The following is a 23,714-nucleotide window of genomic DNA, read 5'->3' on the forward strand; positions in this document are numbered from 1 at the left end:
TTAATTTTCCGGATTGGTATGAGTCTTATTATTCGTCTCAGAGTTTGTAGAGGCGCTTTACGTTGATCACGAGCTCTGATATTCCGACACTTATTATTAAGCTCTGCTCTCTCTAGCAGCGCTTGATTACGTAAGTTTATACTTGTGGCTATTGGTTCGTTGATTAACTTTTCCTGAGCGTCTTGAGAGCTCTATCTCCTACTAATTTGAACTGGCTGATAAAGATGCCTCGTTTCTAATAACAAGGTTTTGTTGGTCGGTAACTCTTGCTATCTCCCTCTACTTAATAGATTAATCTACAGGCAGTTACGTGAACTCCCCGGTTATAACGGTTTATAGTTGGAACATTGATGTCTATTTAATTGTTAATTCAGCGTGATTTAAAGTGGGTATCTGTCTGCGGGTAAATATCTTTAAACGCCTTCTCTCAAGGTGATCTCCATTTACTCTTGAGCTTCTAGGTGTCACTTTTCTCTATGACTTCTCTCGAACCTCTTATAAGGACTTGTTTATAAGAATGGTAAAACTACGTACAGACATAATTAAAGTCGTTCTCCGTCTGTTTGAGAGGCCCGATTGAGCAATTTCATGATTAGTTGGTTTGGTAGCATTGGATGGGTAGGGTTCGAGGCGTTTGGTTTATAGGTATTGTAGAAGTTATCTATGGATAAGTAACAGATACAAAAAAGCCGATGTTAGACATCGGCTTAGTTTGAGTCACTTTGAATTAAGCGGGTTGAACTAGAGCGAGCGCTTTACGAGAAACCTCGTGAGCTGCTTTCGTTAAGTTTTGCTTCTCTAGGGCGTCAGATAGGTATCCGTAATCTGAAACATTTGAACGAAGTGCTAGGGCTTTTTCGAAGTGGCTTTGTGCTTCCGCCCACTTCTGCTCTCTTAAGTAGAACTGAGCCAGCGCGCTGTGTGCTTCGGCATTACCACTGTCTTTACTAATTGCACGTTCTAGCATGACCACTACTGGGTGGTGATCGGATAAGTTCAGCTCTGGAAGCAACATGTAGAGTTCATTTGACCCACTCTTTGCAATGTTCTCTTTGATCACAGTGAAGGCTTCTGAGTCAGCTTTGCGAGCGATAAGTTGCTTCACAAAGCAGGATACAAGGTGCGAACTTTGTTTCTGTTTTCTTGAAAGCTTGTTCCAATGGCTGATTAAACCTTCGCTACCTTGCTGTTGTGCCACATCATGAAGTAGCCCACATTGTGCTTTCTGTTCTAATTCACGTTGCTCATCAGCTGTTAGAAGTTTGTTCTTAACTAATTTAGGAGTTAACTCTAGCAATGGCTGCCATAACTTCAGTTGCAAGTAAGTGGCTTTTAACAGGCCAAGTACAGCAGTGTTATTAGGGTATGTGCCTTTTAGGGTCGAAAGTGTATCGAATGCAGCTTCGTAGTTTGACTCGCTGATTTGCTGTTTAGCTTTAGTTAGCTCAACCGCTAGTAGAGAGTCGTCCTGTTGGCTAGCAAGCTCGATGTACTTATCTCGCTCACTTGTATTACCTTGTTCGTGTGCCGCTTGAGAAGCGACTAAATAACAAAGTAGAGGCATGTCGTGATGGTTAGCCCAACGAGTTACTTTCTTCTCAGCGCCTTTCCAGTCACCTTCAAGTAGCTTGATAATGCCTTCATTGGTATAACGACGAGAACGTTTCAGCTTACGAACACTGAACCAGTTCCAAGTTGTCGAGCTTGCGTACATAAGCTTTTTAAATAGGTACTCTAAGCCGAATAGAGCCGCTAGAAGAGCAATGACGAAGATAACCAGTGTTGTTACGCTCATCTCAATGGTCTTATTCGCAATTGAGATCAGAACGTAGCCTTGTTGACCAGAGAACTGAGTACCAACAATTAACCCAGCACCTAGAACGAGAAAAAGAAAAATCCAACGAATCATTATTTTTCCTCCGTGGTCATAACGGTGACTTCACGACGTAGGCGCTCACGTATCACATCTGACAACTCATTTTGAGACTCAAGCTTTACAGGGTATTTCACAGAAATGTTCTGTTCACTTAGCTGTTTAATCGCTTTCTCAAATTCAATCACTGAGTTGTTATCTTGATTTAGATAAGCTTTCGACCACTCGCTAGCGGTATTAAGAGCTGCGCTATAGAGTTCACCTTGTTCTTTGTAGACGGCGCGAATCGCGGTTTCTAATTTACCTTTGATGTTTTCACGAAGGTAGAAGTGCTGTTCTGGTGATAGTAGAGGGATAACTTCGCCATCACGACTACGGAAGGTAATGAAGTTTTCTGAGAAGTCTTTCATCGACGTCATCAGGTTGTTCTGCCAATCATTAATATCTTGCGATACCGCTTTTTTCTCAACAGCCGCAGCTTCTGGAAGAATCGCATTGGCAAGCGGCAGTGTATCGACTTGCTGTTGCAAGCTTGTGATACGCAGAACTAAGCCGTCACGGTCGATCAGAGGAATAGTGCGAAGCTTGGTAATGTCATTGGTCATTGATTGACGCAGTGACACTAAGCTCGGGTCATTCAGTGCTGCGATACGTTGATCGGCGCTTTCCATTAACTTGGTTGCGCTAACGGCATCATGCTCGAGGAACAGTTTACGTCCTGCTAGTTTCACAAGGTAATCGGCTTCGGCAAGTAACCAGTCATTCGGGCGGCGACCTTTCACGTCAGCCACTGCTAACTGCAGGCTTTGAATGCTCTTCTGCTGTTGAGATTGCACGACCTGAGTTTTCTCCACCGCGTGTGAGGCTTCTTGGATAGTCTCTTGCTTGATGGTTTGTAGGTCTTTATTTACCGCAGATTGGGTATTTTGAAGTTGTGCTTGAAGAGCGGCTATTTGAGCCGAGTATTCAGCGCTCTTTTGCTGCATTTGAAATGCGATACCGCCACTGAAGATAATTGAAATAGCGATCGCAATAGCGCCTAGTTTGACACCGCGCTTACCTTGCTTTTCTGCTTTCTCTATTTGCTCTTTATGCTCAGCTTGAGGCTGCTCATTTTTAGCGGTATTTGAAGCAGAGGCATCAAGCTTCTGTTCAGGTTGTTTTGTCTCTGTAGAGTCAGCTTTTTCGTTTTCAACAACTACTGGCTGAGTATCTTGTTTCTTTTCAGGTTCAATATGCTCATTATTTTTTTTGCTTGTCATGCTTATTTCCTGTTTCTAGCTAGGGCCGGAGAGCAGCCAGTAATATTTGGTTCGTAGCACTGTGAGTATTGGTCACATTCGAGAAGCCGAGTTGTTGTGCTCGTTCTACAATGCGCTGGCTTGGGACAAATAGATGTCTTGTTGAAAGCCAAGCCAAATACTCATCAGGGGTAATTGAGCAGAGATACTCCAATTGTTCCTGACTAGTGATGACAACTTTGGACGTTTTTTTGTTTATCCATGTTTGATAGGTATTGTGGTCGCTAATAGGAATATATTCTCTACGGTAGGTCTCACAATAAGAGACTTGTGCACCTCGATTGAGTAGAGAATCCCTAATGAGCTCACGCCCACCATTGCCACGTAGTATCAAAATGGACTTATTTTCTACGCCATTAAGTTCAGTAAGTTTAAGAAGATGTTCACTATCACTAACTTGAGGATAGTTTACTTTTTGTTTACAGACTTTGCTTAAAACGTGCGCAGTTTTTTGACCAACGCCAAGATAAAGCGGCGAAGTAGGCCAAATGGATGAGGTTTTTGAAAGGATGCTTTGGGCAGCCGCCACGGCGTGGTGACTGACTGCAATAATGATATCGCTGTTATTAAGCTGGGTGCTTAAATCCGCAGAGTTGGGATTATCCACGATACGAATCAGCGGATGATGGATTGCTTGAACCCCTTCATCCGCTAGTTGTTGGCAAAGCGATTGTCCCTCTGAACCGGGACGAGTCACCAACACTGTCATGATTATTCTTGGTCAACGTAGAGCTTGGTTAAGATTTCTCTCGCGCCATCATCCAGCAATTGATTTGCCAGAGTCACGCCAAGTGCTTCTGCATCTTTGCGAGGGCCAGAGATCTCACCACGAACCATCTTAGAACCGTCCGGTTCACCAACTAATGCACGTAGCCAGATGTTTTCGCCATCTAATAATGAGTAGCTGCCGATAGGAACCTGACAGCCACCTTCTAGGGTAAGGTTCATTGCACGTTCGCACAGTACACGATCAGCCGTGTCTTTATGATTCAGTGGTTCAAGGAGTTTAATCAGACGCTCGTCATCAAGGCGACACTCAATACCAACAGCGCCTTGGCCAACAGCAGGGAGAGACTGCTCTGGTTCGATGAAGCTACGAATACGCTCTTCTAGCTCTAGACGTTTAAGACCTGCAGCAGCCAGTACGATCGCATCGTATTGACCATCATCGAGTTTACCTAGACGAGTACCAACGTTGCCGCGCAGCTCTTTGATGATCAGATCTGGGCGGTATTCTAACAGTTGGCATTGGCGACGCAGACTGCACGTACCCACGACAGCACCTTGTGGGAGTTCGTCGATGTTGTTGTAAGTGTTTGATACGAAAGCGTCACGCGGATCTTCGCGCTCACAAATTGTTACCAGACCTAGACCTTCAGGGAAGTCGACAGGTACATCTTTCATTGAGTGAACCGCTAGGTCAGCACGACCTTCTAGCATGGCTACTTCAAGTTCTTTAACGAACAGTCCTTTACCACCCACTTTAGCAAGCGGAGTGTCTAGGATGATGTCACCTTTGGTCACCATAGTTACCAACTCAACCTCTAAACCAGGGTGAGCAGCTTGCAGTGCATCCCTTACAAAGTATGCCTGCCAAAGGGCAAGAGGGCTTTTTCTGGTCGCGATACGGATTGGTGCTGAATTTGTCATGGTGTTTCCGATATAGGTTCTGTAATAGCCTAATCCTACCATTATGAGGCGAGAATTCTTACTGTTTGATCATTCCATACTTTGATAGCTGAGAGATTTTCATGAGTTCACCAAAATAGTGTGATTAGTATCTCATTTGAAACATGGGCTATTATTAGAAATAGTCAATAAAGAGGACACTACGGCGCCGTGAGTTTAACTTTCTGTCATCAAGGAATTGACCAGTATGACGGGTTCCTTTGCTTTACCATTAAGGGTAAAAGTGTTAAATTGATCACGTTTTGTTGCTCCTTTCGTTCAGTAACTAAACAGAACTGCACTTAACCTCAAACCAAGGACTTACCTTGCAGGCTTACACTCAAACTTTGATTCAACGATTAGACAATCTAAATCAGCAGCGCATTGATCGTGCGTTGGCGTTGATGAATGTGCAAGGCCAGCGAGTATTCAACCTTATTCCCGCACTGCTTCACTTCAATCACCCGATGATGCCTGGTTATTATGACCAAAAAGTTCCTTTTGGAATTCGTAGCTTCACGCTTAATGAATTCCAAAAGCAATTTGTCTCTGATACCGAATTAACGCTGGGTGGCAAACTCACCGAGACGGATGAACCAGCAATCCTTGGCTTGTACACCATGGGTAGTACTTCTTCTATTGGTCAAAGCACTTCAAGTGATCTTGATATCTGGGTGTGTGTTTCCCCGGATATGGATGGCGCCTCTCGCGATAGCCTAACCAACAAGTGTCTCTTGATTACCGATTGGGCTGAAACCTTGGGAGTAGAAGCGAACTTCTTCTTGATGGATGAAGAGCGTTTCCGTTCGAACCATTCAGAAGAGATGACCGGCGATAACTGTGGTTCTTCACAGCACTTATTATTGCTTGATGAGTTTTATCGCTCTGCGGTTCGTTTAGCTGGTCAGCGTTTGTTGTGGCAAATCATTCCGCCAGAAATGGAAGAGTGTTACGACGAGTATGTTCAAGGTTTGTGTCAGGATGGTTATCTTGATTGCTCGCAGTGGATCGATTTCGGCAAGCTGAATCGTATTCCCGCTGAAGAGTACTTTGGTTCAAACCTGTGGCAGCTCTATAAGAGTATCGACTCACCGTATAAATCGGTTTTGAAGGCGATCCTGTTAGAGGCCTATTCGTGGGAATACCCAAACACCCAACTGCTGAGTATTGATACCAAGCGCCGCTTCTTTGCGGATGAACCGGATCTGTATGGCATGGATAGCTACTATCTGATGCTTGAAAAGGTAACGCGCTATCTAGAACGCATTAACGACCACACTCGATTGGACTTGGTAAGACGCTGTTTTTATCTTAAGACCCACGAGAAGCTGTCACGAGATGCGGGCATTGGTTCTGTTGCGTGGCGTCGTGAAGCCTTGACTGAGATGACTAAGTCTTGGAATTGGGGACATGAAACCATTGCTGAGCTCGATAACCGCCGTAACTGGAAGGTTGAGCAGGTTAAAGTGGTGCACCATGCACTGCTTGATGCCTTGATGCTGAGCTACCGTAATCTGATTCAATTTGCGCGTCGTAACGACATCACTTCGGCAATCAGTCCACAAGATATCAGCATCTTGGCACGTAAGCTTTACGCTGCGTTTGAGGTATTGCCAGGTAAAGTGACACTGCTGAACCCACAAATCTCTCCGGATCTGCATGAACCCGACTTGAGCTTCATCGAAGTTCGTCAGGGTCAGTCGAATAAAGCAGGTTGGTACTTGTATAAGCAGCCACTGGTTGCACACCGCATTCTTGGTCAGCCTTCTCTAGAGCACCATGAGTACTTGAGTAAGTTGGTAGCATGGTCGTTTTTTAATGGCTTGATTACCGAGTCGACACGTTTGCACTCTGTGGTACGTGACGCTCACATCGATATCGATAAGTTCTATCAAATGGTGAGCGACCTGCGTAATACGTTTTCTTTGCGTAAGCGTCGCCCAAGTATGCAAGCACTGGCGAGCCCGTGTGAGATAAGCCAGCTAGCGATGTTCATCAACTTTGAAAATGACCCGACGTCTGAATTAAGTGGTCGTGCATTAAAAGTGGACCTCAAGAACGCCGATATCTTCAGCTTTGGTGAGGAAGGTAAGAGCTTAGTCGGCAGTGTCGACTTAGTTTATCGTAACTCTTGGCATGAAGTACGTACGCTGCATTTCCAAGGTGATACGGCAATGCTGGATGCGCTGAAGACGGTGCTTGGCAAAATGCACCAAGATGCTTTACCGCCAGAATCGGTTGATGTGTTCTGTTACAGCAAAAACCTGCGTGGTGTGATGCGTAACATGGTGTATCAACTGCTTGCTGAGTGTATCGATTTACGATTGAAACCGATTGAACCCGAGAAGCGCCGCCGCTTTAAGGCTATTCGTTTAGCTAATAAGATGTTTGGTCTGTTCTTCGAACGTCGTGGTGTGTCGGTACAGATGTTGGAAAACTCGGTCGATTTCTACCGTAGCATCTCAACCAATAAGCTCAAAGGCTCACCTTTACTGATGCTCGATAAAGAGCAAGAGTATCAGCTACCAGAAGTGGTGGATGGTTTTGCGAGTGAGGGCTTGATTCAGTTCTTTTTCGAAGATACCGACAAAGGCTTCAATATTTATGTATTGGACGAGTCGAACCAAGTTGAGGTCTACCACCAGTACAGCGGTGAAAAAGATGAGATGATCGCGAGCGTGAATTCTTTCTACACATCGGTAAAAGATGAGTCGAAGATGTCGTCTAAGTTGATTAACTTTAACCTACCTCAGTACTACCAAATCGTTCATCCTGAAGAAGGCAATTCTTACGTTGTGCCTTATCGTAACGATGCAACTTTAGCTTCTCGGAGCTCAAAGATAGTCAACATCTAGTCTTACTAAGCCCGATTGATATTGAAAAAGGAGTGATTGATTCACTCCTTTTTAGTTTTGCTTACAAATGATTAGACCCAATCGATCGCTTCACCTGCGTGCTTCACGCATTCTTCTTTAACCATCTCAAACAGCTCCATGCCTGTCTTTGAACATGTCCACTTGTCGTCAACTAGCTTGAAGTGAAAGCCACCAGATTTAGACGCTAACCAGATTTCTTTCATTGGTTCTTGGCGGTTAATGATGATTTGGCTGCGGTTCTCAAACTCCAGCGTCATCACGTTACCAGTCACTTCGTAATCAATATCTGCCTCTGATTCATCGATAGCTTCTTCGATGTTTTGCATCTGTATATCGACCAGCTGATGAAATTCAGTCTCGTTCATCCTTTCTATCCTATTGCTTTTCCTGAGTGTGGTGCGATTATAGGGGGCATTGAGTTAATAATCACGATATGCAAAATGAAAAAATTAATTGCTGCTCTATTTATGATGTCCGTTATTGGACTTTCTGGTTGTGGTCAAACGGGTCCTTTGTACGATCCTGATGAAGTTCAGCAAACCGAACAATCACAATAAGTGAAAACACGCAGAAATCGTTATTTATAAGGGATAAGAACTTTGGATTACTTCAACTATCAGGAAGATGGCCAGCTTTGGGCTGAGGACGTCGCACTTTCACAACTAGCAGAGCAATATGGTACACCGCTGTATGTATATTCTCGTGCAACATTAGAACGCCACTGGAATGCGTTTGATTCATCGGTTGGTGAGCATCCGCACTTGGTGTGTTATGCCGTTAAAGCTAACTCAAACCTTGGCGTGTTGAATACTTTGGCTCGTTTGGGCTCTGGCTTCGATATCGTTTCTGGCGGTGAGCTAGAGCGTGTGGTTGCTGCCGGTGGCGATCCAGCAAAAGTTGTATTCTCTGGTGTCGGTAAAACAGCCGCTGAAATGAAGCGTGCGCTTGAGTTGAACATTAAGTGTTTCAACGTAGAGTCTGAACCAGAACTAGAGCGACTGAATAAAGTAGCTGGTGAGCTTGGTGTTAAAGCGCCGATTTCACTGCGTATCAACCCAGACGTTGATGCCAACACTCACCCTTATATCTCTACAGGTCTGCGTGATAACAAGTTTGGTATCGCTTTCGACCGTGCTCCTGCTGTTTATGAGTTTGCAAAAACACTCGATAACTTGTCTATCCATGGTATTGATTGCCACATTGGTTCTCAGTTAACGGATATCGAACCTTTCATCGATGCAACCGATCGCCTGCTTGCGCTGATCGATCAGCTACGTGCTAACGGTATCAACATCAAACACCTTGATGTCGGTGGCGGTTTGGGTGTGGTTTATCGTGATGAATTACCACCACAGCCTTCTGACTACGCGAAAGCCTTATTGGCTCGCCTAGACAATCATTCTGATCTAGAGCTGATTTTCGAGCCTGGAAGAGCGATTGCTGCTAACGCTGGTGTATTATTAACGAAAGTCGAGTTCCTCAAGCCAACAGAGCACAAGAACTTTGCCATCATCGATGCAGCAATGAACGATCTAATGCGCCCAGCACTTTATCAAGCTTGGCAGGATATTGTTCCTGTTAGCCCTCGTCAGGGTGAAGCTGTGACTTACGATTTGGTTGGCCCAATCTGTGAGACAGGCGATTTCCTAGGTAAAGATCGTGACCTTGTTCTTGAAGAAGGTGATCTGCTAGCAGTTCGTTCAGCGGGTGCTTATGGCTTCGCGATGTCATCTAACTACAACACTCGTTCGCGTGCGGCTGAAGTGATGGTGGATGGCGATAAAACTCACTTGGTTCGTCAGCGTGAAGAGCTTACGAGTCTGTGGGAACTTGAAAACATTCTTCCGGAGTAATTTTAAGCGTTATGCACTTCCACTTTTCTAAAATGCATGGTTTGGGCAATGATTTCATGGTCGTGGACTGCATTACTCAAAATATTTTCTTTTCTCCAGATTTGATCCGTCGTTTGGCGGATCGTCACACTGGTGTGGGCTTTGATCAGCTACTTGTGGTTGAGGCTCCCTATGATCCAGAAACTGATTTCCATTACCGCATATTCAATGCGGATGGCAGTGAAGTGGAGCAGTGTGGCAATGGTGCACGTTGTTTTGCACGATTCGTTCGCATGAAAGGCTTAACGAATAAGTACAGCATCAACGTGAGTACCAAGAAAGGTAAAATGGTTCTCAAGATTGAAGAGAATGACCTGATCACGGTGAACATGGGCATTCCTGAGTTCGAACCCGGCAAGATTCCATTCAAGGCCAAGCAGCCAGAGAAGACGTATATTCTAAGAACGGATGTACACACCTTATTCTGTGGTGCGGTAAGCATGGGTAACCCACATGTGGTTACCGTGGTTGATGACGTCGACACGGCTGATGTGGACACCTTAGGCCCACTACTTGAATCACATGAACGTTTCCCTGAGCGTGTTAATGCTGGCTTTATGCAGGTCGTTAACCGTGAAGAAGTTCGTCTACGTGTTTACGAACGCGGCGCGGGTGAAACTCAGGCATGTGGCAGCGGAGCGTGTGGCGCAGTTGCAGTGGGTATCACTCAAGGCTTACTGGCTGAGAATGTGAAGGTTCGTCTACCAGGCGGTGACTTACACATTAGCTGGCAAGGCCCGGGTAAACCTCTGTTTATGACCGGCCCTGCAACGCATGTGTTTGATGGTCAACTTTCTTGCTAATAACGACCCAAAACAAATATATTCATAAAAATAAAGGATAGGTTTTGTCTTACGTTGAAGCCGACGCACTCACCGCAGAAGTGGTCGCGGAATATTTACGTGATAACCCAGATTTTTTCCAAGACCGAAAAGATTTGGTTGATCGCCTTGCTATCAATAACGTTGAGCAGGGCGCTGTTTCTCTGGTTGAGGTTCAGCTTAAACGCCAACGTCATCGAATCGAAGAGCTTGAAGAAGAGATCACTGGCTTGATGTCGTTGGCAGCAAATAACGATAAAACCTTCTATGAGTTTATGGATCTGCAAGCGCAAGTGCTGAAATGCAGTGACTTCATGCAGGTGATAAAAGCCGTTGAACAAAAAGCGTTAGATCTTGGGCTTAAGGCTCATGTTCGTATTCTTTCGCAATCTGGCTTTTATCAGTTGAGTGCTGAGGGTTACTCTAAGTTTTCGCTTAACCATTTCAATGGCAAAGATGCTTATCTTGGACGCTTGAGAAAAGCCGACAGACACGATTTGTTTGGTGATTATCCAGTTCCAGAGCTAGGCTCTTATGTAGTACTACCGCTTGCTAAGCAGTCTCCATTGGGTTTGCTCGCCTTTTCTAGTGAAGATGGCGGACATTTCCAACCCCATATGGATACGCTCTTTTTACGCCATTTAGCACTTGTTGTCGCTCATTTGGCGGACACCTTACCTTGGCAGATAAATAATGAGCCTAGAGCCCAAAATACCTCTTCCTAACAGCCTTCAAAAGCCACTTTCTCGCTTCTATGAATATCTCCGAAGCGAGAAGGGACTCAGCCTACACACCCAACGTAATTACAAACAACAACTTGAAACCATGGCCGGTCATTTAGTCACTCTAGGGCTAAAGGATTGGGGTCAAGTCGATGCGGCGTGGGTCAGACAACTGGCCAGTAAAGGCATGCGTGAGGGAATGAAAGCGAGCAGCATTGCAACGCGCTTATCGTCACTGCGCAGCTTCTTTGATTTCCTTGTGTTGCGTGGCGAAATGACCGCCAATCCAGCCAAAGGTGTCTCTGCACCTCGCAAACAACGCCCTTTGCCTAAAAACCTCGATGTTGATGAAGTGGGTCAACTGCTTGATGTGAATGAGGACGATCCATTGTCGATTCGTGATCGAGCGATGATGGAGGTGATGTATGGTGCTGGATTACGACTGGCAGAACTGGTCGGCATCAATCTGAAAGATGTGTTGGGTCGACAAGGCGAAATCCGAGTGATTGGTAAAGGCGACAAAGAACGCAAAGCGCCTTTTTCTGGTTTAGCTAAAGAGTGGGTCGATAAATGGCTCAAAGTTCGTGGTGAATTGGCTTCACCGGGTGAAACCGCGCTGTTTGTCTCTAAGCTCGGGACTCGTATCTCTCATCGCAGCGTGCAAAAGCGCATGGAAGAGTGGGGCAAGAAGCAATCTGTCGCGAGCCACATCAGCCCGCATAAACTGCGTCACTCCTTTGCAACGCATGTGCTGGAATCGAGCCAAAATCTTCGTGCTGTGCAAGAGTTGCTTGGCCATGAAAACATCTCGACGACCCAAGTGTATACCCACTTAGATTTCCAACACTTAGCACAAGCTTATGATCAGGCTCACCCGAGAGCTCGTAAGAAGAATAAAGATTAGATTAAAGGGTTTACTATGCGAATTTATCGAGGGTTAAAGCCCATCAAAGCCATGACCTTTGACTTGGATGACACCCTGTATGACAACTGGCCTGTGATCATGAAGGTTGAGAAAGAGATGGCACAGTGGCTTTATCAAAAGCACCCAGTGTCGGCTTCTTTATCGCTTGAAGAGTGGCAGGGCATTAAGCAGCAAGTCGCATCTGAAAACCCAGCTTTGAAACATGATGTCACCGTGTGGCGTGAAACTCAGATTAAGAGTGGTTTGCTGCAATTGGGTTACTCTCTGCAGCAAGCAGAGCAAGCGGCTCGAGAGGGCATTGAGCATGCCTTGTGGTTGCGTAATCAAGTCGATGTCCCTCAAGAAACGCATCGAGTGATGACTGAACTTAGCCAACGTATTCCTCTGGTTGCGATTACCAATGGCAATGTCGATCCACACAAAATTGGCTTAGGGCTGTACTTTCAATTAATCCTTAAAGCCGGCCCTGATGGCAGAGCAAAACCCTATCCAGATATGTTTGAAAAAGCTCAGCAACACCTAGGTTGTGACGCTGAGAATATTCTTCATGTTGGCGATCACCTCAAAACGGATGTCTATGGAGCCAAGCAAAATGGCTTCCAAGCGTGCTGGTTTAATGACACTGGTTCCAATTTATACCGCTCCCCGAAGGCGAGTGTGCTCCCTGATGTTGAAATAGACCAACTTAGCGATCTTATGCGACTAATTTAATGGCTCGGTAAGCTTATTGTGTCGCATTTATGCTATTGAATTGTTACATTAGTCGCCTATAAAAGCCTGATTAGGCTAGGATAATTGGCGACTACTTTTTATCGATTCATTTCAGTCATAGCAGTGGTTGCGGGTTGTTACTTCACTCGATTTTGAACAAGGGTTGGCATGCAAACATTTACATTTCTCGCAAATACTGAGGCGTTATTTAGAGCTCAATTTGATCAGCGAGAATGGTGTGACAGCAAACAGTACCTTATTCAAATTTTCTCAGCTCAATCTTCAGATCTAGCTCGTCAAATCGCGGGTGTTGCCCTCAATCGTTTAAATAATGCGACGCTAATTGGCCAGAGTGCTCGTCATGTTATCTGTGATAATTGCCTTGAAAGTGCATGCACCTTAGTCATCATCAGTGAGTTCAACGAAACCCATCTAACCTCTGCGGTCCAGCCTTTTTCCGGCAATCCAAATCAAGACAGCCAAGACTTAGCTTTTCAGCTGCGCCTTACAGAAGAAACCAAAACGGTCATCAGCTTGTGCGATCAGGTTGAAGGGCGTGATTATCCTATTTATAGCGCTTTTGAAAATTTGCCTTACGCCTTGCCGATAGCTGGTGGACTGTGCCATGAGAATGAATTTGGCCGTTGGGTTATGTATAACGAGCAAACCTACCAGCACGCCTGTGTTGCTGTGGCTCTGACTAACCCAAGATTGAAGGTTTGGTCGGACGCGTACTCTGAGTGGAACCCGATTGGGATGAAGCTACGAGTCACACACGCAATCGGAAATCGCTTATACGCATTGAACGACAAGCCGGCTATTGAAGTATTCAAACATTACCTTGCGGATGGCAAAGACCTTCCTTTTAGTCAACTGATGAGCTTTCCACTTTATCGAGAACTTGGCAGAAAGAAGGGTATCTCGACGCCGCTACGTATTAATGATGATGGCAGTATTGAGTTTGATAGCCCTTGGCATGTCGGTGAAGAGGCGCAGTTTTGTTATAACCACCCATCGCTCACTGCAGAAAAGGTGCACCACGGTGCCGAGATGCTAGCCATGCATCAGCCTGAATCGGTGATCATTTATAACTGCGTATCTCGACTTGAATTTATCGACAGTAAACTTGAGCTCAAGCCATTTGAAGGGATAGTGAATACATGTGGTGCCTACTGCATGGGGGAGCTATACCGTAATGAAGACCGCCAAGAGATACTGCACCACAGCTTGACTTATATCGCTATGCGCGAGTCTGACGAGATTAAAGAGTTTCATTGCGAAGACTTTCAGTGTGGCTCAACCGTGTCGCCATTGCTTAACCTAGTCAGAAATGCAGTCGCTGATCTCGACAGTATGAATACTCAGATGGAAAAGAAACTCCATCAACAAGCGCGTCGCTTAACCGAAAGCTATCGCATTGACTCGCGTACTGGTTTGCCGAACCGTATCGTACTGAAAGAGCGCCTCAATACGATTCTGTTCAGTGAACATCTGCTGACCTTAAAGCTAACCAACTTCCATCAGGTTAACGAGAAGTATGGTTATCAAGTGGGGGATCAGCTGCTACTCGATCTGTCTAATCACTTTATCGAGCGATTACAGCTTCGTGTGGTTAAAGAGCCTCGCGTGAAGGTAGAGCTATTCAGTATTGGTGTTGGAGAGTGGGCGATTATCTTCAATGCTAGTGTTGGTAGTACGAAAATAAAAGAAGGTTTCGTTGAGTTCGCCGATGACATCGAACACATAAATTTTGAGCCATATGGTTTGGCTGATATTGATTACCTGTCAGTTTCTCTGTGTGGCGGCTTTGCTAGTCGTTGTGACTTCTTAACCGACAGTGGTGACCAGATCTTATTGAAAGCGATCGAAGCTCGACGCTATGGAGTACGTAACAATACCCACATCACCAATGCTAAAGACATTCAGGTGAGTGAAGAAGATCGCAAAGAGCAACTAGGCTGGCTGAGCTGTGTAAGTCGTGCGATTTTAGATCAGAACATCATCACTTATTCCCAGCCAATTGTGGAGTCGGTTACGCACGAAATGATTGGCCAAGAGTGCTTGGTCAGAATCATGGAGTCAGACGGTACCATTGTGCCACCAGGTAAGTTCTTACCTATCATTGCCGACACGCACCTTTACACTCGCCTCAGCCGACACATGATTAAGAACACCATAGGTTATATGGCGGATAAGCAAAGCCCATTTTCTATCAACCTATCCCCGCAAGATTTGTTGAGCGACAAGACGCTTGAGGTGCTCGAGACCGCCATCAGTGCTATGAACGATCCTACTCGACTTGGTTTAGAAGTTCTCGAGTCTGAACAGATTAAAGATTATGGCCGCATGATTGAGGTGTGTGATCACTTCCGTGCGCTTGGGGCGAGAATCATTGTTGATGACTTTGGCTCTGGTTACTCCAACATCGAGGAAATCATTAAGCTTGAGCCACAGATCATTAAGCTCGACGGTAGCTTGATTCGTAATATCGACAAAGATCAAAAACAAAGAAACATAGCCTCTCAGTTGATTCGTTTGTGCCAAGTGTTCAATGCCAAAACGGTCGCTGAATTTGTCCATAACCAACAGGTTTGTGAGATAGCAGAGCAAATGGGTGTCGATTATCTGCAGGGTTACTACTTCGGTGAGCCTAAGCGACTGTTTTAGCAGTTAAAGCTTCCCGCATTGTGTAACGACTGGCTATAAAAGTACTGCGCCGCCATTAATGACTGCTTTTTGGCGGAATGAATGATGTCTAACTAAGGTCACATTATTCATAACGCGATCGCAAGTATTCCGTGCAAGCCTTATCTATAATAAGCACAATAATAAATCATTAACGTAACGATTAATGTGAATATGCAGTCGACTTCTCTCCTGATACAAGACATTGAGCAAACCCAACGTGAATTGGAAAAGATAGATTTTCATCAACATGAAAGCCTACTGATTCAGGTGTTTTCGTCTTTCGAGAAAGGTTCTGTTTTGGCTGCCTGCCAAGTGATTCAATCGACTTTTCCCAATGCCAAATTGATTGGTTGCAGTGCTAACCACTACATTAGTCAAGGTGTCATCCTGCACCAAGGTCTTTATCTGATTGTTACCCGCTTTGACGCGACGTCTTACTCTTGTGGTGTTGTCGAATATAGCGAACAACCATTGCTCGATAGCCACGCTATGTGGCAACAGCTTGAGTGCAATGATAATACTCAAAGCATCATCTGTTTCGCAGACCGCTTGCAGATAAATAACCGAGATCTATTTTCAGCGTTTGAGCAGTCGATGTATTCATTACCGATCTGTGGCGGTGCATCGACCATCACAGATAATGGGCGATGGGTGATGTTAGACGGCATTTGCTATGAAAATGCCTATGTGATGTTGGCGCTGCACAGTGTTGAGCTCTCCATCGCTAAGGGTTACTACACTGAATGGAATCCGATTGGTCGAACTTTTCGAGTGACAGGTGCTCAAGAGAACCGGTTGTTGGAACTGGATGGGATGCCTGTTCGCGAACTCTACAATCGTTACCTCGCTGATGGCCTCGAAGTGCCTTTTGAGCAACTGCATAACTTTCCCTTGATGGTCGGTGACCCGAAAGAGCAAAACATTCACTTACCGCTCAAGGTAACGGAAAGTGGAGAGATAGAATTCAGCGGCCTGTTCCAAGTGGGCGATGAGGTCCGGTTTTGTTATGACCATCCATCACTGACCTTAGAGCAGATACGACTGGGCGTGCAGCAGATCGCCTCTCATAGGCCAGAACAGTTCTTCATTTATAACTGTACATCTCGTATCGACTTTATTGATGGCAACCAAGAGGTTGAGGTTTTCCAAAAATTGGCCGACAGCTATGGCGTTTACTGCATGGGAGAACTTTATCAAGAGAATGGCCAACAGCGAATCTTGCACCATAGCCTCACTTATCTTGCGCTTAGAGAAGGCGAGGGTAAGGCGGTATTGCCATTAGAGACGCAACCCGCGACCAACATATCCCCTCTGTTTTCATTGATCCGAAATGCACTGCTTGATGTCGATGACATGAACAACAGCATGGCGAGTAAGATTCAGCAGCAAGCCACTGCATTGACGGCAAGCTATCGAATTGATCACCGTACAGGTTTACCCAATCGAAGTGTGCTGCGTGAGAAACTGTCGAAGATGAGCAGTGATAGCCACTTACTAGCTTTGAAGGTCACGACCTTTGGTCAGATCAATGAGAAGTATGGTTATCGAGTAGGTGACAAGCTTCTGCATGATTTGAGTGAGTACTTTCAAAAGGCGCTGTGGCAGTTCTTTGATGAGGGCTGTCAGCTCTACAGTATCGGTATTGGTGAGTGGGCGGTGGTGTTTGATAGTTGGGCGAGCCAAGAACATATTCATCAGCGATTCTCGGAATTTGCCGATCAAACCGAGCATGTGAATTTTGAGCCTACCGGTTTACCCGATATTGATTACTTGTCGGTGTCTATCTGTGCGGGTATCGCCAGCCGTCGAGATTTCCCGACTACCTCTATTGATGACTTATTGTTGAAGGCGATTGATGCGAGGCGCAGCGCTGTCAGCCAGAACAAGCACCTAGTGAGCGCCAAGGCACTCATTCAATTGGAGAAGCATCGCCAAGAGCAACTTGGTTGGCTGTCGTGCGTGAGTCGCGCGGTGCTTAATCAGAATATTGTGGCGTGCTCTCAGCCCATAGTTTCAGCACACAGTCATCAGGTAGAGAGCTACGAGTGTTTGGTTCGAATTGAAGAGGACGGCCAGTTAATTGCACCGGGTAAGTTCTTGCCAATCATTGAAGGAACCCATCTCTATACACGCCTCAGTCGTCAGATGATAACGCGCACCTTCGATTTTATGAGTCAGCGAACCGATTCGTTCTCAATTAATTTAGCGCCACAAGATTTCAGCAATGAGAAAACCATTCTTCACCTTGAACAAGCGATCAAGAAAATCAGTCACCCACAGCGTATTGGCTTGGAGGTGTTAGAAACGGAACAAATTCAGGATTACGGTCGCTTGATTGAGGTGTGTAATCACTTCCGCGATCTTGGTGTGAATATTATTGTTGATGACTTTGGTTCGGGCTATTCGAACATTGATGAGATATTGAAGCTAGAACCACAGGTGATCAAGCTTGACGGCAGTTTGATTCGCAATATTGATAAAGATAAAAAGCAGCGCAAGATCGCTCAGCAGTTGGTGAGCTTATGCCAGATTCTGAATGCTAAGACGGTGGCGGAGTTCGTTCATAATGAGCAGGTGTGCCGTATTGCTGAAGACATGGGGGTCGATTACTTGCAAGGGTATTACTTTGGTCAACCTCAGCGTTTGTTTTGATGGAGCGAGCGTTTCACGTGAAACACTGGTTGGCTCAATAACGAAAATACGATGTAAAAAGGGTGAGCTTATGGCTCACCCTTTTTGTTTTTAGTGTCTGTCTCGTCCCGAAATGTGTTTTTACCTTCCCGCGCGCCTGCTTGGTCTATTTGAGGGCGTGGCCACACTTGTCGGCGTGGAACACTTTTAGATAATGCTGGTAGTAGTCATCAATGAGCTTGGCAGATTCACTTTCACCTAAAGATTTGAGTAACTCAATACCCACTTCACAAGTACACAAGTGGCCACTGTCTTGGTTGCGGCGCAAGGTGTATGAAGATTCGCTGGTAATATCGAGGTGAACTTGCGGAACGGCTTGTAACCACGAGCTCTTGTTAAGCATCTTCTTCGCTTCTTGCCATGTGCCATCCAAGATGATGAATAGCGGCTTACGGCTCTGGGCTTGGGTCATTACAGCTTGCTGGCACTCGACACTTTGATCACTTGGGAATAAAAGAAACGGTTGTCGTGTTTCATCGTCAAGCAGTGCGATGAGCTCCGCTGGTGGTGTTTTCCTTTGCCATACAATGGACTGACACTGATCAAGGGATTGCTGAAGCAGCTTCCCTGTATTGGTATCGCGTGACAGTTCATTCTCATGAGTGAGCAGTACAAGATCGATTTGGCTTGCGACACTAGGTATCAGGTGACAAATACATTGGTGAGTGAAGCTACAACCATGGCAAGCTTGTTGGTTACTCATGTTTACAACTTAACTCCACTTTGTGCGGGTGAGATACCATCAGCAAACAAAACCACGTCGCTGATATCAGCATCATCTGCAACTGGAGCGACACTTGGGTTTAGCGGGTAGCTGACACCAGAGTATGAAAGTGTGTGTTTCGCCGGTGTTGCACCGCCGCCACTGACATTGAAGATCAGATCCTGCCAGCCGTGGTTTTGCGATTTACCTAAGCGTATGTCGCCCTTAACCAGTGTCACTCGGCTATTGAAGCGCCAGTTATCTTGATGGTTTTCGAAAATTAGCAGTGTACAGCCACCAGAACCACACCAATCGAGTTGGGCGAACAGCTCTTCTTTACCGTCGCCGTTGAGGTCGTAGGTTAACCAGCGGTATTTAGTGTCGTCAGGTGAGCTGTTGTTGATCTTAAAGTATTCGCGGATCGCTTGGTCGACTTTTGGATCAAGTTGATCGCTGGAGTTCACCTGCTTTGCGGTTAGATCAACGTTAGTGGTGGTGTTTACTTGTGCTTGCGCACCCTTAGCTTCGAATAGCACCAGACCGCCATTGGCAATCGGATACACCACGTTGCCCACTTTCTCTTTTTCAGCGATTAGCTTGCCATTATCGAGTGTGAAGATGCGCTCGGAGATCAAATATTGTTGCTGGTGGCGAGTCATAACCACTTGTACCTGATTTTGGTTCAGTTGCTGCCAGAAGCCTTGTTCAACAATAGAAGGGTCTCCATTGCTGTATGAATAAGTCGTGATAGCACTGTGGTCATTGTTGAGTTCAAGGTTGATAGAGAACCCTGAGTTTTGCGTTGAGCTAGCGAAGTAGAGTCCGCTCCAGTCCAGCGTTGGATCTTGGTTAGAGACCGTCGCACAGCCATTGTAGTTACTGTCATTGAGGTTAAGCTTGGCATGCCATCCATAGATAGAATCGCTCATGCCGTCGCTACAGCTCTCTTTCGTAAGGTTGAGTTTGCCTTGTGCAGCTTTACCTTCTAATTGGTAGTCACGGCTGCTCGATGTGGTGCGGCTTGATTCAATATCGAGGGTCTGTGGCTGTTCGCCCATCTTGGTGTATTTCAGCTGGTCTTTATCGAAGGTTGCTGACCAGAAGGGTTCATTACCAAATACTCGTGTTGAGCGCAGCGGTTGGACGCAGCGATCTGGGTTCTCTGCGGTTAGGATGTTCACTTGGTCAACCACGAAACGCGCTGTGAAATCTGCGTTATAACCCGTTTGGCTCGGCACGGTTAGGTGACCAATCAGCTCGCCATATAAGGCTTGGTAAGGTCTCGTTGAGAGCCCTTGTGCTTCTAACGCTAACTCTGGAGATAAGTCTAACCAGTATTGTTGTTGGCTACCGCAAGGAGTGAAGGTTCGGCTTTCATGGCCAACCACCACCTGACCACGCATGATGAAGGTTTGCGGTTGAATGCTCAGTGGCTCATCCAAGTTTGCTGGGGGCTGTTCAGGTTGTTGCGGCGTATCAGGTGCCGTAACACAGCCTTGTAGAGCGAACGCGACTAGCCATGTCACTGGGTTTTTCATTACCTTCATGTTATATCTTCCTCGGAGCAACCGTTAATTGGATTTATTATGGCATATTGGTTATTTAAAACAGAACCCGACACCTTCTCTATTCAGACTCTTAGAGTACAAAATACCTCTTGTTGGGAGGGTGTACGCAACTATCAGGCTCGAAACATGATGCGTGATGACGTCAAGCTTGGCGATCTGGTGATGATATACCACTCATCATGTAAAAAAGTTGGCGTAGCGGGGATCGCTAAAGTAACCAGAGAAGCCTACCCAGACCACTTTCAGTTCGACCCTGAGAGTGATTACTACGATCCTAAGTCTTCACCCGATAACCCACGCTGGATCATGGTGGATGTCGAGTTTGTGCGAGTGACTGAGCGCTTGATTCCTTTGGTTACGCTTAAAGCCATGCCTGAACTCTCCGAAATGCCCTTGGTGAAACGCGGTAATCGCTTATCGATCATGCCGGTTACCGAACAAGAGTGGCAGGCAATCTTAAGCAAAGAAGTGTTAGGTTCTCGATAGCGTTAGAGAGAGCTTTTTACGTAAGGTTCAAAAAAGGCAGCCAGTTGGCTGCCTTTTTATTTATTCAGATCTGTTCAACGAGCGAGATTAGAGCAGATGCTTTTCTAGGTAGTGAGCAACGGCATCGTCTGCGTTACTGCCAATCACTTCATTGTCAGGTAGTGCTTTCATCACTTTCTCATGTGATGTACCCATGATTAGACCTTTACCCGCCATAGCCAGCATTTCAGCGTCGTTCATGCCATCACCAAAGGCAACACAGTTATCCAGAGTCAGGTTTAGTGATTTTGCAACAGCGTCTAGAGCGTGGCCTTTAGAGACTTCAGCTGCCATCACTTCCAGACACCAAGGTGTAGAGAAGGCGATGTTCAGTTTGTCGCCAAAAGCATCTCTTAGCTTTTGTTCAAACGTGACGAGATATTCGTGGTCTTGTTCTGGATGTGTGAAGAAGACTTTCGCGATGCCTTCGCTTGGTGCGTTTTCAGCTTCAAAGCGCTTGTAGCTAAAGCCAGACTCACTGTGGAATTTAGCCAACATTTCATCTTCACGGTCTAGTAACCAATCTTCATTCTGGTACATGTGAATAAAGAGGTTTGGATCTTGGCGCACAATATCAATAACTGGCTGAACGAGTTCCTGAGGTACGTTCTGGCTATACATCAGTTGATCGTTTTGGTCATGCACGCGTGCACCGTTTGAAGTGATCATGTACGCCGGAATACCTGCTATCTGACGAATACCCGCCACATCGACGTGGTGACGACCCGTAGCGAAGATGAAGGTATAACCTTGGTCGTGTAATTTCTTAAGCGTTAGCTTGGTAAAGTCGCTTAGCTGATGGTTGGGAGCCAAAAGCGTACCATCTAAATCAGAAGCAACAATTTTCACGGAATCTTTTAGTGCAGGAATACTCATTTAACCCTCATTGCAAAATGCTTAACCAATATTGACGCTAGCCAGCGCTAGAATCGTTTTAACTACAATATCTCTAGGTAGAAATTGTATGCCAAATTCATGCAAGAAAAGAGGGCAAAGCTCACTTACTTCTCTTCCTCTTTAGCGCTTATTTTCTTGGTAGGTTGCTTAGCCTATTAGCTCTAGGCGAAAAACTGATTGATCGCATCCAGTGTTTGATTGCGATATTCATCCTGCTCAAACAACACCTCATGCCTAGAACCCTCAATCAACTTAAACTGACAATCAGAGTTGGTTTTCTTCAGCTTAGAGATGAACTTTACTTGAGCACTGTTACTGACAATCTTTTCATCCCCAGCTTGAATCAATAGCAGAGGGATCTTGATTTGACGAGTTTGTTGAATTGCTTGCTTGGCGGCCATTAACCCTTGCCACACCCAACGCGTGCTTGGTCCACCCACCTGCAAAGATGGAGACTCGTCATATAAGCGGCGGAACCACTGATAGCGAACCTTACTGTGGCTCAGTAAGTTGTTTTCAAAAGGCTTCGAATAATATGCTTGCTGGCCCGGCGCGTAAGTTGGCTTGGCATAAAAAGCGGTAAGCACTTGTCCAACGATCATCGCGATAGGTTTCAGGTACCACTCGGTATTGATACCAAACATCGGAGCGCACAGAGTCACCTTATCAAACGGGTGGTCTGGATGGGTTTGTAGGTAGCGAGTGGCTATGGTGCTGCCCATTGAGTGTGCGAGCAGGTAGCGATTGGAATACTTACTGAGATCAAAACTGGCAATGACGTCAGACATGTCAGATTCATAATCATCAAACTCATGAATGTGACCAATGTCAGAGTCTGTTACCATACGTTCAGACTGGCCTTGACCTTGGTGGTCAAATGAATAAACGTCATAGCCTTGTTGATAAAAATCATAAAAGATTTCTTGGTATTTTTGGCAGCATTCGATACGGCCATTTGAAATCACAATAGCTTTGCTGTGCTTTTCTGAGGTGAGGCTGCACCAGTACAGTTTCTTTTTACCAGACGATGTTAAAAACCCCTCTTTTCTTTGTTGCCAAAGAGCGTTGATCGGGTGTTTAATCGCATGATCGAACTGAGGTTCTTGAGTGTAAGGGAAGGTGGCTTCGCTGTGGTTTTCCATGGGAAATTACCTGAACTGATGCGTGTGAGAGCTTTATTGCTACTAATGTTGTTAGATTAAAGAACTAGTAAGGAAATGCAAATGGATACTCATGTTTGGCTTGCTTATGTTGTCACAGCGATTTTGTTTAGCTTGGCTCCGGGCTCGGGTACCGTTAACTCAATCAGTAATGGGCTTAGCTATGGCACTAAAAAGTCACTCGCATCAATTGTTGGCTTACAGCTTGGTCTTGCGTTTCACATTATGCTGGTGGGCGCGGGTATCGGTGCACTCGTTGCTAAGTCTGCGTTGGCGTTCACCATCATTAAGTGGGTCGGCGTGGTGTACTTACTTTGGTTAGGTATTCAAAAGTGGCGTGATAGCTCGAGCCTAGTAGCATCTGAAGAAAGCTCTACTCTGTCGAGTGGCAAACTGCTGAGAAACGCTGTGCTTATCAACCTAACTAACCCGAAATCAATCGTGTTTTTGGTGGCTTTGTTTCCTCAGTTTATTGACCCTACACAACCTCAAGCACCTCAGTTATTAGTGCTAGGTGTGACGACAGTATTCATTGATAGCGTTGTTATGTTGGGTTACACCTCATTAGCGTCACAAATGGGACGTTTTATTCGCTCTGATCGCATAATGGGTAAGATAAATAAAATATTTGGTGGTATGTTCATGGGCTGCGGTGCTTTGCTAGCTGCCGCGAAAGCTTAGATTAAGCGACTG

The 23,714-nt window shown here is 45.6% G+C and carries 20 protein-coding genes; 11 read left to right on the forward strand and 9 right to left on the reverse strand.

The window, feature by feature from the left end; translation table 11 throughout:
* Nucleotides 1-727: 727 nt before the first annotated feature.
* Genes AB4161_RS12740 through hemC form a run of 4 tightly spaced genes read right to left on the reverse strand, consistent with a single transcriptional unit; the run spans nt 728 to nt 4,824 of the window.
* Nucleotides 728-1,909: a heme biosynthesis protein HemY gene (locus AB4161_RS12740; protein WP_017061005.1), complete on the reverse strand. Its 1,182-nt coding sequence runs from the start codon at nt 1,907-1,909 to the stop codon at nt 728-730.
* A complete protein-coding gene (locus AB4161_RS12745; RefSeq protein ID WP_065584265.1) occupies nt 1,909-3,135 on the reverse strand; it encodes a uroporphyrinogen-III C-methyltransferase in 1,227 nt (408 codons plus the stop codon). Before AB4161_RS12745 ends, AB4161_RS12740 begins: the two co-directional genes overlap by 1 nt.
* Nucleotides 3,136-3,154: 19 nt before the next feature.
* Nucleotides 3,155-3,883: a uroporphyrinogen-III synthase gene (locus tag AB4161_RS12750; RefSeq protein ID WP_017061007.1), complete on the reverse strand. Its 729-nt coding sequence runs from the start codon at nt 3,881-3,883 to the stop codon at nt 3,155-3,157.
* A gap of 2 nt (nt 3,884-3,885) precedes the next feature.
* Nucleotides 3,886-4,824, reverse strand: coding sequence for a hydroxymethylbilane synthase (hemC, locus tag AB4161_RS12755; protein ID WP_017061008.1), 939 nt, complete (start codon nt 4,822-4,824; stop codon nt 3,886-3,888).
* Nucleotides 4,825-5,168: 344 nt separating this feature from the next.
* On the opposite strand from hemC, the gene AB4161_RS12760 reads away from it, so the two are divergent.
* Nucleotides 5,169-7,697: a class I adenylate cyclase gene (locus tag AB4161_RS12760; protein WP_372083416.1), complete on the forward strand. Its 2,529-nt coding sequence runs from the start codon at nt 5,169-5,171 to the stop codon at nt 7,695-7,697.
* A gap of 71 nt (nt 7,698-7,768) precedes the next feature.
* On the opposite strand, the gene cyaY is transcribed toward AB4161_RS12760, so the two are convergent.
* On the reverse strand, nt 7,769-8,083 hold the full coding sequence (gene cyaY / locus AB4161_RS12765) for an iron donor protein CyaY (RefSeq protein WP_017061010.1): 315 nt from the start codon (nt 8,081-8,083) through the stop codon (nt 7,769-7,771).
* A 75-nt stretch (nt 8,084-8,158) separates the two neighbouring features.
* Between cyaY and lptM the strand changes: the two genes are divergently transcribed.
* From lptM to AB4161_RS12805, 8 genes are all read left to right on the forward strand, one after another.
* On the forward strand, nt 8,159-8,275 hold the full coding sequence (gene lptM / locus AB4161_RS23255; RefSeq protein WP_017063757.1) for an LPS translocon maturation chaperone LptM: 117 nt from the start codon (nt 8,159-8,161) through the stop codon (nt 8,273-8,275).
* 42 nt (nt 8,276-8,317) lie between these two features.
* On the forward strand, nt 8,318-9,571 hold the full coding sequence (gene lysA / locus AB4161_RS12775; RefSeq protein WP_017061012.1) for a diaminopimelate decarboxylase: 1,254 nt from the start codon (nt 8,318-8,320) through the stop codon (nt 9,569-9,571).
* A gap of 11 nt (nt 9,572-9,582) precedes the next feature.
* A complete protein-coding gene (gene dapF, locus AB4161_RS12780; RefSeq protein WP_017061013.1) occupies nt 9,583-10,413 on the forward strand; it encodes a diaminopimelate epimerase in 831 nt (276 codons plus the stop codon).
* A gap of 44 nt (nt 10,414-10,457) precedes the next feature.
* Entirely contained in the window at nt 10,458-11,156 is a 699-nt protein-coding gene (locus AB4161_RS12785) for a DUF484 family protein (RefSeq protein WP_017061014.1), read from the forward strand.
* A complete protein-coding gene (gene xerC / locus AB4161_RS12790) occupies nt 11,125-12,057 on the forward strand; it encodes a tyrosine recombinase XerC (protein WP_017061015.1) in 933 nt (310 codons plus the stop codon). Before AB4161_RS12785 ends, xerC begins: the two co-directional genes overlap by 32 nt.
* 15 nt (nt 12,058-12,072) lie before the next feature.
* Nucleotides 12,073-12,789: a 5-amino-6-(5-phospho-D-ribitylamino)uracil phosphatase YigB gene (yigB, locus tag AB4161_RS12795; RefSeq protein ID WP_017068593.1), complete on the forward strand. Its 717-nt coding sequence runs from the start codon at nt 12,073-12,075 to the stop codon at nt 12,787-12,789.
* A 168-nt stretch (nt 12,790-12,957) separates the two neighbouring features.
* The gene (locus AB4161_RS12800; protein ID WP_017061017.1) at nt 12,958-15,456 is read left to right on the forward strand and encodes an EAL domain-containing protein; all 2,499 of its coding nucleotides are present in this window, start codon (nt 12,958-12,960) and stop codon (nt 15,454-15,456) included.
* A gap of 192 nt (nt 15,457-15,648) precedes the next feature.
* The gene (locus AB4161_RS12805) at nt 15,649-18,129 is read left to right on the forward strand and encodes an EAL domain-containing protein (RefSeq protein ID WP_017063759.1); all 2,481 of its coding nucleotides are present in this window, start codon (nt 15,649-15,651) and stop codon (nt 18,127-18,129) included.
* A 145-nt stretch (nt 18,130-18,274) separates the two neighbouring features.
* On the opposite strand, the gene AB4161_RS12810 is transcribed toward AB4161_RS12805, so the two are convergent.
* A complete protein-coding gene (locus tag AB4161_RS12810) occupies nt 18,275-18,871 on the reverse strand; it encodes a tRNA-uridine aminocarboxypropyltransferase (RefSeq protein WP_017061019.1) in 597 nt (198 codons plus the stop codon).
* A 2-nt stretch (nt 18,872-18,873) separates the two neighbouring features.
* A complete protein-coding gene (locus AB4161_RS12815) occupies nt 18,874-20,418 on the reverse strand; it encodes a COG3650 family protein (RefSeq protein ID WP_102428637.1) in 1,545 nt (514 codons plus the stop codon).
* A gap of 39 nt (nt 20,419-20,457) precedes the next feature.
* Here AB4161_RS12815 and AB4161_RS12820 point away from each other — a divergent pair, with 39 nt between their 5' ends.
* Nucleotides 20,458-20,925, forward strand: a complete 468-nt coding sequence (locus tag AB4161_RS12820) for an EVE domain-containing protein (protein WP_372083417.1) — start codon at nt 20,458-20,460, stop codon at nt 20,923-20,925.
* Nucleotides 20,926-21,012: 87 nt separating this feature from the next.
* On the opposite strand, the gene AB4161_RS12825 is transcribed toward AB4161_RS12820, so the two are convergent.
* Nucleotides 21,013-21,840, reverse strand: a complete 828-nt coding sequence (locus AB4161_RS12825) for a Cof-type HAD-IIB family hydrolase (RefSeq protein ID WP_017061022.1) — start codon at nt 21,838-21,840, stop codon at nt 21,013-21,015.
* A gap of 182 nt (nt 21,841-22,022) precedes the next feature.
* Nucleotides 22,023-23,003, reverse strand: a complete 981-nt coding sequence (locus AB4161_RS12830) for an alpha/beta fold hydrolase (protein ID WP_017061023.1) — start codon at nt 23,001-23,003, stop codon at nt 22,023-22,025.
* Nucleotides 23,004-23,084: 81 nt separating this feature from the next.
* Here AB4161_RS12830 and rhtB point away from each other — a divergent pair, with 81 nt between their 5' ends.
* A complete protein-coding gene (gene rhtB, locus AB4161_RS12835) occupies nt 23,085-23,702 on the forward strand; it encodes a homoserine/homoserine lactone efflux protein (protein ID WP_017061024.1) in 618 nt (205 codons plus the stop codon).
* Nucleotides 23,703-23,714 lie beyond the last annotated feature (12 nt).

It is taken from the genome of Vibrio sp. 10N.286.51.E5, assembly GCF_041469125.1.
GTDB classification, from domain to species: domain Bacteria; phylum Pseudomonadota; class Gammaproteobacteria; order Enterobacterales; family Vibrionaceae; genus Vibrio; species Vibrio crassostreae_C.

Coding starts and splice junctions, on each gene's coding strand:
- AB4161_RS12740 (WP_017061005.1), bottom strand. CDS start 1,909: ATGATTCGTTGGATTTTTCTTTTTCTCGTTCTAGGTGCTGGGTTAATT.
- AB4161_RS12745 (WP_065584265.1), bottom strand. CDS start 3,135: ATGACAAGCAAAAAAAATAATGAGCATATTGAACCTGAAAAGAAACAA.
- AB4161_RS12750 (WP_017061007.1), bottom strand. CDS start 3,883: ATGACAGTGTTGGTGACTCGTCCCGGTTCAGAGGGACAATCGCTTTGC.
- hemC (WP_017061008.1), bottom strand. CDS start 4,824: ATGACAAATTCAGCACCAATCCGTATCGCGACCAGAAAAAGCCCTCTT.
- cyaY (WP_017061010.1), bottom strand. CDS start 8,083: ATGAACGAGACTGAATTTCATCAGCTGGTCGATATACAGATGCAAAAC.
- lptM (WP_017063757.1), top strand. CDS start 8,159: ATGAAAAAATTAATTGCTGCTCTATTTATGATGTCCGTTATTGGACTT.
- dapF (WP_017061013.1), top strand. CDS start 9,583: ATGCACTTCCACTTTTCTAAAATGCATGGTTTGGGCAATGATTTCATG.
- xerC (WP_017061015.1), top strand. CDS start 11,125: ATGAGCCTAGAGCCCAAAATACCTCTTCCTAACAGCCTTCAAAAGCCA.
- yigB (WP_017068593.1), top strand. CDS start 12,073: ATGCGAATTTATCGAGGGTTAAAGCCCATCAAAGCCATGACCTTTGAC.
- AB4161_RS12800 (WP_017061017.1), top strand. CDS start 12,958: ATGCAAACATTTACATTTCTCGCAAATACTGAGGCGTTATTTAGAGCT.
- AB4161_RS12805 (WP_017063759.1), top strand. CDS start 15,649: ATGCAGTCGACTTCTCTCCTGATACAAGACATTGAGCAAACCCAACGT.
- AB4161_RS12810 (WP_017061019.1), bottom strand. CDS start 18,871: ATGAGTAACCAACAAGCTTGCCATGGTTGTAGCTTCACTCACCAATGT.
- AB4161_RS12815 (WP_102428637.1), bottom strand. CDS start 20,418: ATGAAGGTAATGAAAAACCCAGTGACATGGCTAGTCGCGTTCGCTCTA.
- AB4161_RS12820 (WP_372083417.1), top strand. CDS start 20,458: ATGGCATATTGGTTATTTAAAACAGAACCCGACACCTTCTCTATTCAG.
- AB4161_RS12825 (WP_017061022.1), bottom strand. CDS start 21,840: ATGAGTATTCCTGCACTAAAAGATTCCGTGAAAATTGTTGCTTCTGAT.
- AB4161_RS12830 (WP_017061023.1), bottom strand. CDS start 23,003: ATGGAAAACCACAGCGAAGCCACCTTCCCTTACACTCAAGAACCTCAG.
- rhtB (WP_017061024.1), top strand. CDS start 23,085: ATGGATACTCATGTTTGGCTTGCTTATGTTGTCACAGCGATTTTGTTT.